22 protein-coding genes and 1 tRNA gene are annotated in these 17,109 nt (G+C 53.6%); 4 read left to right on the top strand and 19 right to left on the bottom strand.

The features are described from left to right. Positions 1 to 8 precede the first annotated feature (8 nt). The 6 genes from BL107_RS04070 to BL107_RS04095 form a co-directional block, all read right to left on the bottom strand. Positions 9 to 893 (bottom strand): phycobilisome linker polypeptide, encoded by an 885-nt coding sequence (locus tag BL107_RS04070; RefSeq protein ID WP_009789007.1) that lies wholly within the window; start codon positions 891 to 893, stop codon positions 9 to 11. A gap of 178 nt (positions 894 to 1,071) precedes the next feature. Then, a complete protein-coding gene (locus tag BL107_RS04075) occupies positions 1,072 to 1,776 on the bottom strand; it encodes a pentapeptide repeat-containing protein (RefSeq protein WP_009789008.1) in 705 nt (234 codons plus the stop codon). A 7-nt stretch (positions 1,777 to 1,783) separates the two neighbouring features. Next, on the bottom strand, positions 1,784 to 2,548 hold the full coding sequence (locus tag BL107_RS04080; RefSeq protein ID WP_009789009.1) for a phycobilisome rod-core linker polypeptide: 765 nt from the start codon (positions 2,546 to 2,548) through the stop codon (positions 1,784 to 1,786). 72 nt (positions 2,549 to 2,620) lie between these two features. After that, positions 2,621 to 3,193, bottom strand: coding sequence for a phycobilisome polypeptide (locus BL107_RS04085; protein WP_009789010.1), 573 nt, complete (start codon positions 3,191 to 3,193; stop codon positions 2,621 to 2,623). A gap of 9 nt (positions 3,194 to 3,202) precedes the next feature. After that, on the bottom strand, positions 3,203 to 3,628 hold the full coding sequence (locus BL107_RS04090) for a hypothetical protein (RefSeq protein ID WP_009789011.1): 426 nt from the start codon (positions 3,626 to 3,628) through the stop codon (positions 3,203 to 3,205). Between the two features lie 349 nt (positions 3,629 to 3,977). After that, entirely contained in the window at positions 3,978 to 4,622 is a 645-nt protein-coding gene (locus BL107_RS04095; protein ID WP_009789012.1) for a TVP38/TMEM64 family protein, read from the bottom strand. 232 nt (positions 4,623 to 4,854) lie between these two features. On the opposite strand from BL107_RS04095, the gene BL107_RS04100 reads away from it, so the two are divergent. Beyond that, the gene (locus BL107_RS04100; protein WP_156779378.1) at positions 4,855 to 5,298 is read left to right on the top strand and encodes a hypothetical protein; all 444 of its coding nucleotides are present in this window, start codon (positions 4,855 to 4,857) and stop codon (positions 5,296 to 5,298) included. Position 5,299: 1 nt separating this feature from the next. Here BL107_RS04100 and BL107_RS04105 read toward each other — a convergent pair whose 3' ends face one another. Then, positions 5,300 to 5,539, bottom strand: coding sequence for a hypothetical protein (locus tag BL107_RS04105; protein WP_009789014.1), 240 nt, complete (start codon positions 5,537 to 5,539; stop codon positions 5,300 to 5,302). 558 nt (positions 5,540 to 6,097) lie between these two features. On the opposite strand from BL107_RS04105, the gene BL107_RS04115 reads away from it, so the two are divergent. Next, on the top strand, positions 6,098 to 6,292 hold the full coding sequence (locus BL107_RS04115; RefSeq protein WP_009789015.1) for a hypothetical protein: 195 nt from the start codon (positions 6,098 to 6,100) through the stop codon (positions 6,290 to 6,292). A gap of 49 nt (positions 6,293 to 6,341) precedes the next feature. Here the strand turns inward: BL107_RS04115 and BL107_RS04120 are convergent, their stop codons facing one another. From BL107_RS04120 to psbB, 12 genes are all read right to left on the bottom strand, one after another. Next, on the bottom strand, positions 6,342 to 6,539 hold the full coding sequence (locus BL107_RS04120) for a hypothetical protein (protein ID WP_009789016.1): 198 nt from the start codon (positions 6,537 to 6,539) through the stop codon (positions 6,342 to 6,344). Positions 6,540 to 6,958: 419 nt separating this feature from the next. Then, positions 6,959 to 7,031: transfer RNA gene (locus tag BL107_RS04125), tRNA-Phe, on the bottom strand. A gap of 30 nt (positions 7,032 to 7,061) precedes the next feature. Further along, entirely contained in the window at positions 7,062 to 7,634 is a 573-nt protein-coding gene (locus tag BL107_RS04130; protein ID WP_009789018.1) for a ComF family protein, read from the bottom strand. Positions 7,635 to 7,831: 197 nt separating this feature from the next. Then, positions 7,832 to 8,101 carry a DUF2470 domain-containing protein gene (locus BL107_RS04135; RefSeq protein WP_037988050.1) on the bottom strand — a complete coding sequence of 90 codons (270 nt, stop codon included), beginning with the start codon at positions 8,099 to 8,101 and terminating at the stop codon, positions 7,832 to 7,834. Between the two features lie 247 nt (positions 8,102 to 8,348). Beyond that, complete coding sequence (locus BL107_RS04140) at positions 8,349 to 9,251, bottom strand: phycobilisome rod-core linker polypeptide (RefSeq protein WP_009789020.1); 903 nt, start codon at positions 9,249 to 9,251, stop codon at positions 8,349 to 8,351. Positions 9,252 to 9,399: 148 nt separating this feature from the next. Beyond that, positions 9,400 to 10,656, bottom strand: coding sequence for an FGGY-family carbohydrate kinase (locus tag BL107_RS04145; protein WP_009789021.1), 1,257 nt, complete (start codon positions 10,654 to 10,656; stop codon positions 9,400 to 9,402). A 7-nt stretch (positions 10,657 to 10,663) separates the two neighbouring features. Next, positions 10,664 to 11,890, bottom strand: coding sequence for a methionine adenosyltransferase (gene metK, locus BL107_RS04150; protein WP_009789022.1), 1,227 nt, complete (start codon positions 11,888 to 11,890; stop codon positions 10,664 to 10,666). 24 nt (positions 11,891 to 11,914) lie between these two features. Beyond that, positions 11,915 to 12,688: an HAD family hydrolase gene (locus BL107_RS04155; protein WP_009789023.1), complete on the bottom strand. Its 774-nt coding sequence runs from the start codon at positions 12,686 to 12,688 to the stop codon at positions 11,915 to 11,917. Positions 12,689 to 12,695: 7 nt separating this feature from the next. Beyond that, on the bottom strand, positions 12,696 to 13,799 hold the full coding sequence (locus BL107_RS04160; protein WP_009789024.1) for a 30S ribosomal protein S1: 1,104 nt from the start codon (positions 13,797 to 13,799) through the stop codon (positions 12,696 to 12,698). A gap of 114 nt (positions 13,800 to 13,913) precedes the next feature. Further along, positions 13,914 to 14,390: a transcriptional regulator NrdR gene (gene nrdR / locus BL107_RS04165; RefSeq protein ID WP_037988739.1), complete on the bottom strand. Its 477-nt coding sequence runs from the start codon at positions 14,388 to 14,390 to the stop codon at positions 13,914 to 13,916. A 213-nt stretch (positions 14,391 to 14,603) separates the two neighbouring features. Further along, a complete protein-coding gene (locus BL107_RS04170; protein WP_011360624.1) occupies positions 14,604 to 14,699 on the bottom strand; it encodes a photosystem II reaction center protein T in 96 nt (31 codons plus the stop codon). Between the two features lie 21 nt (positions 14,700 to 14,720). After that, positions 14,721 to 16,280, bottom strand: coding sequence for a photosystem II chlorophyll-binding protein CP47 (gene psbB, locus BL107_RS04175; protein WP_009789026.1), 1,560 nt, complete (start codon positions 16,278 to 16,280; stop codon positions 14,721 to 14,723). A gap of 185 nt (positions 16,281 to 16,465) precedes the next feature. Between psbB and BL107_RS04180 the strand changes: the two genes are divergently transcribed. Beyond that, positions 16,466 to 16,942, top strand: a complete 477-nt coding sequence (locus BL107_RS04180; protein WP_009789027.1) for a 2Fe-2S iron-sulfur cluster-binding protein — start codon at positions 16,466 to 16,468, stop codon at positions 16,940 to 16,942. Between the two features lie 59 nt (positions 16,943 to 17,001). Beyond that, positions 17,002 to 17,106, top strand: coding sequence for a photosystem II reaction center protein PsbM (psbM, locus tag BL107_RS04185; protein WP_009789028.1), 105 nt, complete (start codon positions 17,002 to 17,004; stop codon positions 17,104 to 17,106). Positions 17,107 to 17,109 lie beyond the last annotated feature (3 nt).

Here is a 17,109-nt window from a genome sequence, read left to right on the forward strand (position 1 = left end):
TGAAAGGATCAGGTCACCGGAGTGATGCTTGCGATTTTTCCGCCTTCGCGGTGAATCCGAATGAATTGCTCAGAGAGCTTGTTGAAAGGCACGTAATAAATGCGGTTACTGCGCACATAGCGGGAGATGCGGCGCACATTATTGGCGCTGTATCCCGTCACTTCGACGCGATAGGTCATGCCCTCTTCGCCTGCGCCCACGCCAAGACGGGTCGGAGCATCCTGGAGATTGCGGGACGGACGGAAACTCCAGCCTGAGGTTTCGCTGGAGGACGGTGGAATCACCGCAAGAGGGCGGTTTTGATAGGCAGCTCCACCAAGTTTGCTGCTAATGCCGGCGAGATCTCCTTTCAGGCTGCTGCTGCTGTTGCCCCGCAGAAGTTGGAAACTCCAGGTGAATTCTTGAAGGGTGGTGCAGCTTTCAGTTTTCCAGCCACGTTGGTAGGGAACGATCCATTCTCCGAATGCGTTTTGGTAGTCGTCGCAATCAAGAAAGCTGTCGATATCAGCGTCGTACCCCTTGGCGTCAAGCCGTTCGGAGTGGTCGCGCATCTCCTGGAAGTCGATGGGTGCTCGACCCATCAGGTGACGGAATGCCAACTCGATGTAGCGGTATCGAGCGCATGTCTCGAAGAAGCGACTGCGATACAAATCACTCTTGGCGATCCGGCGAACGAATTCCCGAACGCTGATCTCACCAAGCTTGAATTGCGATTCAGCAACCAGCTGACGCTCGCTCTCCATCACATAGGCGTTGCCAAGCACTTGCTTATAAACAGCGCGAATAATCTGCTCCTTTTTGGAGTCTTCATCGCCCGGGAGAAGTTCTAGTGGCGCTTCACTCTCTTCGGAGAAGCGTTCTACCCCCAGAAGCGAGGCAGGACCGAAAGGCATGAATTTTCTCGCGTTAGCACCAGGCAATACTCAGTCAGAAGTGCTGATGTAGAGCAGCTTCTTTATAAACCTCAATCAAGTGTTGCCAAGTATTGCGTGACACATCAATTACTTGCCATCGCAAGGGCTTTGGCTGCCTTTTTAGGGTGAACGCCTCGGTTGAGTGTTTTGAGGCCGTTCAGCTCTGGGGGCTGCGGAGCGATTCGAGGCTTGTTCGTGTTGTGCCGCGCGTCAGAGGATTCCAGTGATCCAGTTCCATTGCCGATCGATTCAGCAGAGTTGTTAATTGTTCGTTGAGCCCTGAACAATGGCTGAAATCAGCCCCTTTGATGGATTCAACGCTGTCTAGAGCAGCGTCTTGGAGATCAGCACCACGGAAATCAGCGAGATCAAGTTGGCTCGTGCCGAACCGGGTCGCCCGGCACATCGCGCCACGAAGAGTGGCGAAACGAAGATCGGATCCAGCGAGAGAGACACCATCGAGCAGTGCACCACTGAGGTCGGCACCGCTGAGGTAGGCCCCCATTAAGACAGCTCCACGCAGATCAATACCGCGCAGATCGGCATTGTTCAGAAATGCTCCGTTGAGCTTCGCGCCTGGGCCGACTGCCCCACTTCTCAACAGATCAAAGCCCTCAGGGACTGTCGTGACATGGTCAAAACGAGCAAGCCGAAGGTCTGCTCCCTCCAGTTGGCAGCGACTTAAATTGCTGCCTCGTAAGTCGCACCTGCACAAATTGGCGTTGCGAAGGTCTTGCTCGCCAAGATCTTGTTCGCTCCAGTTGGCTCCCCGTGCATCGATGCACTCGCCCTCGAATTGTTGTGGACGAACTGTTTCTGGTGCAACCCAGGTGCGCAGATTGAGAGCCACCGTTCCAACCATCAGAGAGTCAGCTGCGAACCATTGAGATCGCGATCGTAAGCAGCACCCTGGTGATCTCGAAGCCTCCAACAACGAAGAGGCCCAACCAGACCTTGAGCAGCCACGCCGGTGGTTGTCCGTTGACCCACAGCTCAGAGACTTGCAATGTTTGGCCTTGCATACCGTCAAACTGAGATCTGGGAGCTCTCTCTTGCAGAGAGTCGCGCCAGTCGGCTCCGTAGCGGGGGAAGCTCTGATAAATCGGTGTCTCTCCTAGAGATTGTCCTGGCAAGACGCGGGAGCGTTGCTGCGGCACAAGGTCGTAACCGAAGCAGCTCATGTATTCATCGCTATCGAGGAGTGTGTCCACAAAGTTGGTGAATCCTTTCTCCCCAATCACGATCGACCAGGCCAAGCGCTCAGCATCGCCATGGACGGGGCGGCCGAGCACACGCCCCACCACTTGATCCACCATCCGGTAGTTCGAGCTGCACTGGTAATAGCCCTGCTGAAAACGTTCAGACAGCAGCAGGCCTCGGATGAAATCTCGAAGTGTGATGTTGCCGCTTCTCAGCTGTGATTCCAGAAACGGCTCACGATCGCTTTGCATCGCGTGAAAAAAGATCTGCTGATAGGCCTGTTCGATCAAGCAGTCGATGTTGGAGCGATAAGTATCCGCGCCGCCTTCAGAAGAACCCGTTAGCTCCGTTCGAACTGTGCTGGTATCCCCCGCCAGATTGCTCACCCGTGCGTTCTGCGTTGTGAGGGGATACGCCTGCAGGGGCAAAGCCATTGAAATGACGATGGGTAAAAATACTCGGTGTTGATCTTCGTCTTATTTGCCGGAATTTCAACGAATCTCGTATCAGTACTTAACTGCAGTTTTGTTGAGTTCCTTGAGTAGGTGCATAAATGAATCGCTAAGAAGTTGGGCTTCGATTGCGCCTGAAACCTCGTGCTCGGAAAGGACTTTTAGCCGTTTGAGGGCGATGTTGAGTCCTTCGATGGGCACTCCGACGTGGGCATACAGAGCGAGCAAAGCGCCCATTCCTTCTGGATCTGTGAATTGGTCTTGTTTGCACGCAATCGCATAAACGATCACGCGGAAGAACTGCCAGCAGTCTCTCCAGCAGGCTTCGGCGCGTTCCGATGGGAACAGCGCGCCACCCGATTGCACGAGATGCGGCTGCTCTCTCACAAGGAATTCACGTGCTTGCTGCACCAAGTGATTGGCTTTGCCCTGGAGCTGCTCGATCAGCTGAGCATCAACCTTCGAGGATTGACAAATTTGTTGGATTTCTGCTGGTGATAAGGCGCGCTTCTCTTCATCCGCCATTCGAAGAATCTGGCGATCAGAAGCTGGTAGAGAAGGATCGTTCTGCAGTCCCAACACTTGAGCTGATGCGATCAACTGCTTCAGCACTGGATCATTCGGCATCGGCTTTTTTTAGAGCTGAAACGACGAGACGGGGGTGGCAATGAGCCCACCATGCCGCTCAAGATAAAAAGCCCAGACCAGATTTTCCCCTAGTCCTGGGCAATGCTCGATCGCGATTTGCGCCACTTCGCTGGACGATCCCATGGCATGGAGGAGTTGCTTCGCTTCAGTTGCTGAGCTGATTGTGGTGCCACGGATGGCAGACCCCACGACCCAGGTGAGCGTTGTATCAATGAGATCGCCGTCATTGTCCGCGCAGGCCAGCAGAAGGTTGGCCGGACTGATGATTTGTTCAAACGTTTCCTGCCAGAGCTGAATGTTTTCGTCCCGCAAGTTGATGCGAAAGCAGTCAGGACCTGCTGGGAAACTCAGCTCTCCGCTGGCATCGGCATGCTCTTGAAGTGCCTCGATTCTTGGATCTGCGAGACAGCTCATCCGCACTGATCAGAAGTCGTTCATTTAACCAGTGCCGAGGGGCTTTCCCTTTGAACTTGTCGCATTACAGATCGCGGTGGGTCAATGGCTTGCGGTGATTGAAGTCGCGATCTGAGAATGTGCTTGCCCAGCGTTCTTGCGTAGAAAGTAACTTTTGATATTTGTTGGGGTGACGAATGTCAGCACTAGGTATTTGTAAGGCCTCCGTGCTTGTTCTCTGAGCAAAGTTTGGGAGGTTTGTAATTTGAAAGATCTTGTTTTTTGTATAGATGATTCTTCGATGCCCTTAGCCGGCTTATGTATTCAACTGTCTCATATTGATTGACTTGGTGATCATTTCGTTGCTTCGTCAATTGTTTGTTTCGACTGACTTTTTCTTGAGTAAGCCTGTGAGTGTTGCCAAGGCAAACATTGCAAGTAAGGCAATGCCCAGCATCACGCTGGCTCCCTGTGTAACCCCGGCACCAACGGCGACTAAGATTGAGTCACTAATTAATATGCTGATTACAAGGGCAGGCGCAAAAATTCTCCAACGGGTTTGGCTGATGCCAATCGCATAACTTAGAAAATCAAACAAGCCAGTCATTAATAGACCTGTCATCAAAAAGAAATTTCCCTCCAGTTGATTCTGGCTGAATCCATCAATCCGCTCCATAGCCTTGTGCCCTACCAGGCGGCTTACGGGCGAGCGTCCCCAAATTCTGGCAATGAAAAATGCTGCGTTGCAAAACACGAAATCGGCGAAAATAATTGTGAGATAACCGGTTTCAAATCCCAGTAACGAGCCAGCGAGTAATGAGTAAACCGAGCTTGGTAATGCCGGTAAAACGATGCTAATTCCGCGAAGAAATGCTATTCCGACTGGAGCCCAAATGCCCATGCTCTGCACGGCTTCTTTAAGAGGCTCGATCCCATATTTTTGTAGATAATATACTATTAGAATTACAAATATAGTAATTAAGGCTATTTTTATTCCAGTCTTTATCCTTGGCATCGGTCGGGTTTAATCTTTTGGTAAAGACTCTAGGCCGGTTAGGTAGACCTTCCACTGATTGGTAACGCTTTATTCAGTCAAGGGCCTCATTTCGGTGATACACAAGTTCGACAGAAGGCGTTGCGACTCGTTGAAGTATTGGCCGCCATCGTGACTTGTTCCGCCAGTGGACGTGGACAGTAGGTTCATCATCGATACCATCAGCGAAGTACTCGAAACGAGGTTGTCTCTAGTGGCTAAGCCCTCTCTGCGGTCCGAGTTCGAACAGCAGCTCTGTTTACAGCTGCTGGGTCTTAGCGAAGTGGTTGAAGTTTTAGTGGAACGAGTCCTGGACTTGGAAGAGCGTCTGCAGTTGGTCGAAGGCCAGCAACTCGAGGCAGAGGCAGATTTCGAGCACTCTGAGCAGGCTGGTGAATTGTTGTCTGCCAGTGAGTTGAAAGTGCGTTCGCTCCGTAACCGTTTGACTCCCTCAACAGTCGTGCCTTTCAAGTCTGAGGCCGTCAACGAGGAGAGAATTGAAGACCAGCGCACCGACGATCAACCATCTGAAGATCAAGCGTTCGAAGATCAGTCCATCGAAGAAGTCTTGCCGTCCGGTGAGATGCCAATCGAGGCGTCTTCTGACGACGAGATGGAATATGTGGATGATCCTCAGATTGATTTGTTGTCCGCTTGAGTTAAGACAAATCCAGTAAGCGAATCCTGAAGATGGCGACCTGTTGCGCCATCTCAGGGGAGCTGATCACAAATGGATGATCAGCCATCGCTTCGAGCACAGCTTTGATTCGTTCATCCGGCGAGTTTGATGCGTCGCTGGAATCACTCAACCTCTTCCAGGTGCGATCAAACACCATCGCGAAGCTGTCCGCATTGTTGAAAACGCGGTCGCTATCAGCGTTAGCCGCCACGAAGGACACAATTAATTCGGCATCGTTGGGTGCCAGGAACCTGATTTGAACTAGGGCGCTACGACAATGTGGCCCTTAAAGCATTCAAATTGGTTTAGTAGCTGTACAGAAAACACCTTTGCGGGAGTTTGCATACGGCTTCTAGGCCGCAGGGTCAGACCTTGAGGTTTGCCGAGCGGTTGTACGGATCACTCCTGGAAGGTGACACGAGTCATGACTCTATTCCTTGCTCGAAGGCACTCCAACTAACAAGAGGATGTCGCTCGTGATTCCCCCTCGTTGTACGGATCAGGGGAAGCGAGGGGCGCCAGCTTGAAAAGGCTGAATGCCTTGCAGCTCTGTTGCCTTTGAAGCAACCGTGGAGTACCGCCCTAAGCCAGATGCGCCACTGGACCACGAAGCCTCAATGGTTTGTAACACTGCCGTTAACTTGTGTGAAGCGTTTCCTTGGACGGGATCGCAATTAAAGACGTTTCAAGAGGAACCTGTGGGAGGGGGCCTCTTTTTTTTGCTTATGGGGTTGGCTGAATGTTTCCTTGACAGAATGGAAGCAGCAGGAATAGCCCAATGAATTATGAGCAGGAAGTGATTTTCAAGTGCGCTATCAAAGGAACTCTTGGTGGCCTTGCAGAGAAAATGACAGCTGAGGATTTTGATGAGTTGCTCAATGCTTCCCAGGATTGGAGGAAGCATTTGGTGATCGAGGCGATCACTGAAGTGGCAACGATTCATGCTGGACGTCGTCGACCTGAAATCGATTAATGGGATGAGCACTCTCGGGACATGCCAAGCCTGGGTCGTTGAAAAATGGTCAAGTTCCGGATGCTTGTTCCATCGCGGGGCCTCGGGCAAACTCTGAGTAGAGCGCCGCTGCTTCATCAGGCATCCCGCTGTCCCAAAGAGTTTGCGCTCTGTCTTGCATCCATAGGCCGGCTTCGCTCCACAGTTGTCGCTTGAGGGTCTCCTGGAGATGCTTTGTATCGCCCTGATCCATTGTGATAACAACCATCTGATGGCTGTATAGGTGCGCTCTGGCTGAGAATCAGCAACGATTTTTACCGGACTTAAAGACTTCCGGATTTGTTCTCAGCTCGGACCAGTCATGCCCACGTGGTACGAACATGAATGGATGGATGATTTGGAATGAAAGTCATCAGGTGTCCGTCCCTACAAAAAAGTTCTTCGTGATACACAACAATTGAATTGTCCTTGGGAACGGGGATGCGTCGAACTTGGGGGGGTCTGGGGAGGCCTCCCTTTTTTGTGCTTGTCGGGGAGTTCTGGTTTGTCTTGTGATTGAAGACTCTTGAAAAATCCTCCAGCGCTCCCAACCCAATTGGCGGATTTGTCGAAGGATGCCAAATAGTAATGGCACGTCATCACAACGTTTCTGTTGCGATGACGTGCCTTGCATGGCGTTTAGGGAAATGCCAGGACCCAGATTTGAACTGGGGACACGGCGATTTTCAGTCGCCTGCTCTACCAACTGAGCTATCCCGGCTAGCCGCTTTCGCGACGTCGCAATCTTAAATCACCGCCCGAGGCGTTTCGCTGGTGTACGCCCCAGACAGATAATTCCTCTTACCGAATGTCCGGCTTCGTTCAGGGCTTTTTGAGCAGCCAAGGCGGTTGCACCAGTCGTGAGAATGTCGTCCACCAGCCAAACCGTTGTTTTCGACTGCAGGGATATTTGTGGGGCGGGGGCTGCGTGAAAGGCGCCTGTCAGGTTGTGCATTCGCATGGAACGATTGAGGTGATGCTGACTAAGCCCAGCTCGAGTGCGGTGCAGCAGCATTGTGCTGGGCTGCCCAAACCCTGCAGCAATCAGATTTGGGAGAGGGTTGCAACGCTTCTTTTTCCAGCTTGGAATGGGGACCAACAGAACTTCCTTGGGAAGAGGGTGAGCCTTGGCAAGCAGCTGAATCACTGCTCGTCCAGTGCGGCTTTGAGGCTGCTCTTTGATCTTCAGCACGAGTTGTCGGAACCGACCTTGATAGGTGCCGAGTGCTTTCCATGGAAGTGGTTCACTCCCGCTGGTGTTTGATTCGCCGAGGCCGTACTCCTCGATGCAGCGGCCGCATGGCTGATGCTCGACATCGGTCATGGGCGGAATGTTGTCCTCGAGACTCGCTCGGCAGATAGGACAGGAGGGTTGAATCAGGAAGGACTGAGCAGTCTGGAGTATTGACTGAATCACGGTGCCCCTTGATTCAGTGCTCCTTGATTCAGTGCGTCCAGCAAAGTGCATCGAGGACCGTGGGTCTGATGGGGGCTATTAAGTGTTCCCCGTTACCGCGAGGGTCAGTTTTTTGGCATGGCACGCAACATGGCCACCAATGTGCGGTGGGCATCCTCGCTGTCGGTGAGGGTGTGGTCGAAGGGGATTTGCAGCTTGCTGCCATCCACGTCCAATTCCATTGAATTCGGCGTCACCGCAACCATTCGAGCTGATTCTGGTGCATTGATGCCGCCGTAATGACGGGCGTAATCCAACACAGCTTCAGCGTGGTCATCATTCATGTGCGTACAAATGCGTGCACTGACAGCGGGAGTTAAGGGGTCGGTAGGCATGGTGAATAGTCCTAAAAAATGTTGTCTTAGCTAAAACGTTGCCATAGAAGAGCTCCAAGCCGGATACCGCTGAATGCGACATAGCACGACAGTGCCACAAACAACAGCAGGGAAAGCACCTCTTGGGGTTTTGTTGGCATGGTGGTGGGGATAAAATTCAAAAAAGCATCGAAACCTTTCGGTCACGATGCTTTGGTGATAGTTGTTTGAATTGAAGACCTTCAAATGGTCATTCAAGAAGCCCTATTCAGCCCCAGGATTTGGAATTTTTAGACCCATACATTCTGGCAAAAGCGCCGGATGTTGGATCGTTCATCGCACGCGAGTAGGAGAAGCTTGAAACTTCGTAGCCACCCTCTGCTGTGGACAAGCGTCTGGCATTCGTGAATTCCATCACCAGTTGGCTGCGCCCTTCAATCGTGGTGTCTGAAGCGGCATTCCCTGGCGTGACGCGTCCGAGGTTCACGAACGTGGAGCAGTAAGCACCTGCTGCTGAGGTCCAAGCGCGGAGATAGGGAACAGTATCGGTGCCAAATACTTCCAGGTATTCACCCGACCGAGTGAGCTTCTCGACAAGACCATCGAATCCATGCTCAGCAATCACGGTGATCGCTGCGCTCACTTCAGCCTGGTTGAGCGGCGGACGTCCAAGTAGATGTTTGTAATTCAATTCGATGCCACGGATTGGCGACACCCGGAAAAAATAGTTCTGTTTGTACAGATCTGATTTGGCAAGACCTGCGACAAAATCACGGACCGAGATATCTCCATTCATCAGCTGGGACTCCAGCTCGGTGCAACGCTGATTCTCGGTTGGCCCAAGATTTCCAAAGACTTGGCGGTAGGCCGCCGTCATCGTTGCTGTTAAAGCTTCACTTCCTGTTGAGGCGAATTCATCCGCAACGGCACTAAACGGACACTCGCTATGAATGCGAGGGCCGGTACCGATGCCGGTCGCTCCACAGAGATTTTCTTTGTATTCCAGGGATGTTTTGCCAACAAGGCCTTTTCTTGGAATTAAATTCCCCAGTTTCTGCTCTTCGCGGTAGCGGTTGATCGCGGTGTTTTGTCTGGACTTCGCAGCGTTGTTCGCAACGTAGGAAACGCGGTCGAGACTGGTGAAATCGCGTGTCGGCTTGATGACGACCATTAATGAGCCTTACAAGGATTCGTTGCGTGAGAATAAAGCGATGAAGTTATTTAGGCCCTTGATACCCCAGGCTTGCAACAAAATGTTTGCCACCTAATTTTTTTAGCTCGTTTTCGTTGAATTGATGCCCTCCAACAGATGATTCTCCTCAGCCTTGCTCAGTCGATGGTCTGGATTCATTGAGGGAGGCGAGAGCGAGCCGGGCAACTCCCGCTGCTGGCTGCTGCTGAGATGTGATCACTGGCATGCCTAAGCGACGTTCCCTGATCCGTCGCCACTGCGGATTTCGTGCGCCACCACCGATGCTGATCAGTCGTTTGGGTGGTTTTGCTCCCAATGCGGTCAAGGTTTGCCACCCCTGCGCTTCGATGTCGGCAAGTCCCTCCAACAAGCCCTGGAGAAATAAGGCATCGCTTACGGGCCGTGGCTCAAGGATGGGCATTAAGGATGGATCATCGACTGGGAATCGTTCCCCAGGTCGCGGTAATGGGCGAAAGATCAGGCCGCTATTGGTGTCTGGGTTGATTTGCCGGCTGAGTTCAGTGAGTAGTTCATCGTTGAAGAATTGACGCAGAACCCCTGCGCCAGCATTGGATGCGCCGCCGCACAGCCAGCGTCCTCCGACGCGATGACTCGTGATCCCTGGTCCGTGGATCGGAACTGTTGTGAAGCGCTTCATCACCAGCGTGGTTCCCAACACGGTGATTCCGTCGTCATCACCAGGATCAGTCGCCAGCACCGCCGCATTGGAATCTGTTGTCCCAGCCACGATTTGAGCATCGTCAGGAAGTCCGAGTTCAAGGGCTCGGGCACTTGCGATTGTTCCCAAGGTGCTTCCACTGGGCCGAATGATGGGAAGCCGATTGAGCCATGGTTGTTTGGTGAGGGCCTCTGGCCACGAGTGATTCTCCAAGTTCCACCCAAGCCGCAGATTGTTCCCTTCTTCGCCCCAAGTCCAATCCCCCAAAAACCATCCATTGATCCAGTCCGCCTGATGGCGGAGAAGGGTAGAAGGGCCATACACCTTCGTGAGTTGCAGCGCCCGCGCGAGGCTTCCACTGTTGCTTGAGGCCGGACCACCTTCGGGAACGAGCTTTTGAAGCTGCAGCTCAAAGCCCTGGCAAGCCTCCGAGTACGGCAAAGCCTCACCCTGGGGGCGCCCCGTTGAATCACAGGCCAGCAACGTTCCTGATGTGCCATCAACAGCAAGCGCCTTAATGCTGTATCGCTGTTCTGCAGGGATTCGAGCAATCAATGTGGAACATGCTCGCGTCCAACCATCGGGCTGATTCAGTCCGACGTCGTAAGGAACTGATGTCGAATATTGGATGGTGTTCGATCGATCCAGCACGGCGATGCGAACGCCACTGGTGCCCAGGTCAATTCCGAGCACCAGGGAGGTCATGGCTGAATCAGGCTTTGCGCAGTTCCTCGGCCTTGGCTGCGACATCTTCCCAAGGGAGATTGAGGTCGTTCCGGCCGAAATGACCGTAGGCCGCAGTGTTTTGGTAGAAGCGACCACCCCGTGCTTGAGGAAGATTGCGTAGTCCGAAGTTTTCGATAATCGCGCCTGGGCGCAAGTCGAAATGCTCTTGTACGAGCGCCGTGAGATCTTCATTCGACACCGTTCCTGTGCCGAAAGACTCCACCAAAATCGAAACGGGCTTGGCTACACCAATGGCGTAACTCAACTGCACTTCGGCGCGGCCGGCCAAGCCAGACGCCACAAGGGCTTTCGCCACAAAGCGGGCGGCATAGGCAGCCGAGCGGTCCACCTTGGTGGGATCTTTGCCCGAGAAGGCACCACCGCCGTGGCGTGCGTAGCCGCCATAGGTGTCGACGATAATCTTGCGTCCGGTTAAACCTGCATCTCCTTGGGGCCCACCCACAACGAATTTGCCGGTGGGGTTCACTAGATATTTGGTGCTCTCCCGGCTGGGTTTCAGGTTGAGGTCGGCGGTGGCGGGCTCGACGACGTGGGTCCAGAGATCTTCCGTAATGCGCTCGCGGATGCCTTGCTCATCACTCATCCCCCCCACTTCGGCAGTGTGTTGGGTTGAGATCAGAATCGTGTCGATCGCAACGGGCTGGTCGTTTTCATAGACCACGCTCACTTGGGTCTTGCCGTCGGGCAGGAGATAGTCGAGTGTTCCGTTGTGGCGAACTTCAGCAAGTTGGCGGGCCAAACGATGCGCCAGGCTGATGGGCAGCGGCATCAACTCCGGGGTTTCGTTGCAGGCGTAGCCGAACATGATCCCCTGGTCTCCCGCACCGACCAAGTCCAGCGGATCGCCAGCGTGGTCATCAGCTTCATTAACGCCTTGGGCAATATCAGGTGATTGCTGATCAAGAGCGACTAAAACGGCACAGCTGTTTGCATCAAAACCGCCGGCGCGAGCGCCGCTGTAGCCAATCTCTTTGATGACGTCGCGCACGAGGTGGATGAAGTCCACCTTGGCCTTGGAGGTCACCTCGCCGGTGATCATGCAAAGCCCAGTATTGACAACGGTCTCGCAGGCCACACGGCTTGCAGGATCCTGTGCCAGCAAAGCATCAAGGACTGCGTCACTCACTTGATCGCAGATTTTGTCTGGATGCCCTTCGGTAACGGATTCCGAGGTGAAGACGTAACGACTCATGCAAATAAATGTCTTGGAGAGACTTTACGGGTCGGCTTCAAGTTCAAGCTCATTCCAATGTTCAAGCTGATGCACGGCGGTGGTTAAGTGAGGGCGTATATCCCATCCGCCTAGATAACCAATCACGCAGCCGATACCAGCATCCCTCGCCATTTGGAGGTCTGTTTCCGCATCTCCGATCAAGGCACATTGATGCGGTAGCAGTTGCAGGCGTTTGCATAGCTGATGCACCGCTTCCGGGTTTGGCTTTCTGGGTTGATCATCCGCACTCCAACAATCCGCCACCAGAGAGCTGATGTTTTCGTGATCCAGAAATGTATTGATTCCTTTTGTTGTGTCATTGCTGATCACAGCGCTGAGAACCGATGCGTTGTCGAGTTTTTCAAGAAATCTTTTGGCACCGTCGAGAAGTGGGCGCGATGATCCGTCATCGCTGAATTGTTGATCGATTCGTTGGAAGCAAGTCTCGGCGAGTGCCAGGGCTTCGGGCCAGCTGCAACCAAAAATGCAGAACACCGTGGCAGTGGAGGTGAGGTTGTCTTGGCGTGCAGCAACCGCGAGGGTTCCACCAGGATGGAGTGCCTTGTCGCGAATCCCAAAGGCTTGCCTGAGTGTGGTGTCGAGTTCACTGAGATGGGCGGCACCTTTGGCGTCTCTCCAGAGATCGCAAATCACAGCGAGTCTTCGCTCGAACAGATCGAGGAGGTGAGGCTCGCTATGGGAAAGGGTGCCGTCCTTGTCGAACAGCACCCCATGAATCGAGCCGATGGGTTGTCCCCTCAGCAGCAATGTGGCCATGGATGGCTCAAATCATCATTGATGCGATGGGCTCCTCTCCTTCCTCAGCTTGCTCTAGAAGCATCTGCTTGTAACGAGCAGCCATTTCCTCAGCTTTCTCAAAAACTTTCTGAGGGTCGGTGAGCATGTCACCGGGTTCCGGCTCCAGCGCTTTGGTGGAGAGGGAAATACGGCCTCGTTCAGCGTCCAGGTCGATGATCATGACCTTCATCTGATCGTTCACATTGAGAACAGAGTGGGGCGTCTCAATGTGCTCATGGCTGATTTCAGAGATGTGCAGCAATCCACTCACACCGCCGATATCGATAAAGGCTCCGTAGGGCTTGATACCGCGGACGGTGCCAACCACCACTTCGCCAACTTCTAGGCGATTCATCTTGCGCTCAACCAACGCACGGCGATGGCTCAAGACCAAGCGGTTGCGTTCTTCGTCCACTTCAAGGAATTTCAGTGGGAGGAAGTCGGCAACCAACTCTTCTTTTGGTTTGCGCGTGCTGATGTGGGAGCCAGGGATGAATCCGCGCAATCCCTCAACCCGGACGAGTGCACCACCACGGTTGGTGGCAAACACCTCGGAGTAAATCGTGGCATCTTCTTTCTGAAGCTGGCGCACGCGCTCCCAGGCACGTTGATATTCGATCCTTCGAATCGACAGCGCGAGCTGACCATCTTCATTCTCTTCACTCATGATGAAGAACTCACGGATCTCACCGGGCAGGAGCACATCGCTCAGGCCCTCGACCCGGTTGATCGACACCTCTTGTAGGGGCATGAACGCGGCGGTCTTGGCGCCGATGTCGATCATTGCGCCCTTGGATTCGAGGGCGAAGACCGTGCCGTTGACGATGTCGCCTGGCTTGAAGTTGTAGTCGTACTTACTAAGAAGGGCCGCGAATTCATCAAGGGTGAAGCCGGCATCCTCAAGGTTGTTCCGGTTGGCTCGACTGCTGGGGTCGTCAGCGGTCGGAACGTCTTCGGGAATGCCGAGATCCTCTGCTTCAAAGGCTTGCTCAGCTGTCAGGTCACCAGCTTCTGCGGTGGCAGTTGCTTCATCGACTGGTGTTGCTGTGCTGGTGTCTGGGGTTTGCTCTTCTGTGGGCGTCGCGGCCATGGGGGGGTGGCGGTCTACCTCAGGTGGGTAGTACGAAGGATTCGCGTCCAACGCCCGCCGACGTTGCACGGAGAATGTGTGACTCTACAGATGAACCAGCCCTAGTTCTCGTTTTTAGCGGACAGCAGCAAGATGTTCCTGCTCTGTGTTCATCGTTTCGAGGGTGGACACAAAATCGTCGATTCCGCGGAATTGTCTGTACACCGATGCGAAACGGATGTAGGCGACTTCGCTGATTTGTTTGAGCTCCTTTAAAACTAATTCTCCAATTTCAGAGCTTGCAACTTCTTTGGAAGTGCGCTGCTGCAGTTGAAGTTCGAGATTTTCGACGACTGTTTCAAGCCGTGCAGCATCGAGCCCGGTTTTATCGCATGCTCGACTCAAGCCATGCAAAACTTTGGTTCGGTTGAAGAGTTCCCGGCAACCATCTCGTTTGATCACTGTGATCGGAACGGTTTCGACACGTTCGTAGGTGGTGAAGCGAAAATCACAGTTAAGACATTCCCGGCGACGACGCACGCTGCGTCCACCATCTGCAGCTCTGGATTCCAGAACGCGACTATCTGTGTTTTGGCAGGAGGGGCACTGCACGCCCAATCACAATCAAATATGCATCAACTTTACGCATTGATTAGTGACTTGAAAAGGGTGGTGAGGCGATATCTATCTTTCCGCCATGACTGATCGGAAGATATGAGCCGATTTGTTCACGTTTTAATCAATCGATCTAAAGAAAAAGCAGCCGGCTTTGCTGCTTGGAAAAGCATGAAAAAACCCCGCCGAAGCGGGGTTTGAAGGATTGGATTACTTTCCGATCTTTGGTGGATCGCGGAAGGCGATAGCAAAGAACAAGGTGGCAATCGCAAAAGTGAGGATGAGGACGTAAGCGAAGCTTTCCATCTGAGGGTTCCTAGGAGGCGATCAGTTGAGAGGCGTTCCTGCTGGGGGCACGTAGCCCTCTGGCAGACGACGTGTGGTTTTGTCGCCCAACTTGGCGAACAGGCCGAATTCCACCTGGTCTCCGAGGTCTGGATCGATACCAGCAAACACATCGCGGTACAGGGTGCGAGCCCCGTGCCAAATGTGTCCAAAGAAGAAGAGCAGCGCGAAGGTGGCGTGGCCGAAGGTGAACCAACCGCGAGGTGAACTGCGGAAGACACCATCAGAGTTGTAGGTCTCACGATCGAAATCGAAGGCCTCACCCAATTGGGATTTGCGAGCCAGACGTTTGACGTCAGCAGGATCAGTGAACTTCTGACCATCCAAGGCTCCACCAAACACTTGAGCAGTAACGCCCTGTTGTTCGAAGGAATACTTGGCTTCCGCACGACGGAAGGGAATGTCAGCACGAACAATGCCTTGCTCATCTTCAAGAATCACTGGGAAGTTCTCGAAGAAGTTCGGCAAACGTCGAACTTGCAGCTCACGACCGTTGCTGTCGGTGAACACAACATGACCCAGCCATGAGGTGGCGAGACCGTCGCCATTCACCATTGGGCCAACTCTGAATAAGCCACCCTTGGCAGGACTGTTGCCCACGTAGTCGTAGAACGCCAGCTTCTCTGGAATCGCAGCAAAGGCTTCTTCCCGGGTCGCGCCATCGTCCATGGCGGTTTGAACGCGACGATTGATCTCAGTCTTGAAGTAGCTCTGATCCCACTGATAACGAGTGGGGCCGAAAAGCTCAACTGGGGTAGCAGCCGAGCCGTACCACATAGTTCCAGCAACGATGAATGCAGCAAAGAAAACAGCTGCGATGGCACTCGCTAAGACTGTCTCAATGTTGCCCATCCGGAGAGCCTTATAGAGGCGCTCAGGCGGTCGTGTGGTGATGTGGAAAATGCCAGCGATGATGCCAACAATTCCAGCTGCGATGTGGTGGGCAACGATGCCGCCCGGATTAAATGGATTAAATCCTTCTGGTCCCCAAGACGGTTGAACCGCCTCAAGGTGGCCGGTTATTCCATATGGATCAGAGATCCACATGCCAGGCCCAAACACACCAGTGAGATGGAAAGCACCAAATCCAAAGCAGCCAAGGCCAGCTAAGAGAAGGTGAATGCCAAAAATCTTGGGGAGATCAAGAGCTGGTTCTCCGGTTCTGGGGTCCTGCCAGATCTCAAGATCCCAGTAGGTCCAGTGCCAGATGGCGGCCAGCATTAGCAGGCCAGAAAAAACGATGTGGGCGGCGGCAACACCTTCGAAGCTCCAGAAACCAGGATCAACACCGGTTTCACCAGTGATGCTCCAACCACCCCAGCTCCCGGTAACTCCCAGGCGTGACATGAAGGGCATCACAAACATGCCCTGACGCCACATGGGGTTCAGGACAGCATCGGATGGATCGAAAATGGCTAATTCGTACAGAGCCATGGAGCCGGCCCAGCCGGCAACGAGGGCTGTATGCATGAGGTGCACAGCCAAAAGGCGACCCGGGTCATTGATGACGACGGTGTGCACCCGATACCAGGGCAATCCCATGGGACAGGTTCGGGGGACAAGGCTGCGCACGCGCAACCAGACCCCGCGATCGTAAGGGCTTTCGTTAGGTCATTGGTTGAATCACGACAGGGATGCAACGTTCCAGTGACAAGGATTAAGGCTTAAACCGTTCACAAAACGCAAACCTTCGCCGCATGATGGGTGTCTGTGTGCCATCTGCTCCCATGCCAGTGATCCGTTTCGTTCGCGAAGGTCGTGACGTGGAGTGCTATCCCGGTGAAAATTTGCGTGAAGTCGCTCTACGCCAAAGCCTTGAGCTCTATGGCCTCAAAGGGCAGTTGGGTAACTGCGGTGGGTGTGGTCAGTGCAGTACTTGCTTTGTTTCAGTCGTAGATGAAAACAATGCCGATGCTTTGACGGCGCGCACTCCCGTGGAGGACAGCAAGTTGCGTCGTCGCCCCCAAGAGTGGCGTTTGGCTTGTCAGGCCCTGGTTGAAAAATCGGTGATGGTGCTAACTCGGCCTCAGATTCGCTTGCCAGATGCCGAAACTAGGCTTGCTGCGGCGCGTCAGGCACCGCTGCCCGTGGGTCCAACCGCTTGGCCTGCAGCTCCCGATCAGGAACTCGAAAGCGAGGATGAGCCCGCAGGAGAGCCGACCCTTGAGAAGGAATCGGCTGCTACTGCCGATGAAGAGGGCTGAGCTCGCTGCGACGTTGGCCGCTTGTCGGTGATACCTTCGCGGGGATCCCTCCAGCGGCCATGGAAACCAACGATCTCGGATTTGTTGCCAGCCTCATGTTCATTTTGGTTCCAGCAATCTTTTTGATCGTGCTTTATATCGGCACGAATCGCAGCGAAGCCTGAGAT

It is taken from the genome of Synechococcus sp. BL107 (genome assembly GCF_000153805.1).
Classification (GTDB): Bacteria; Cyanobacteriota; Cyanobacteriia; order PCC-6307; family Cyanobiaceae; genus Parasynechococcus.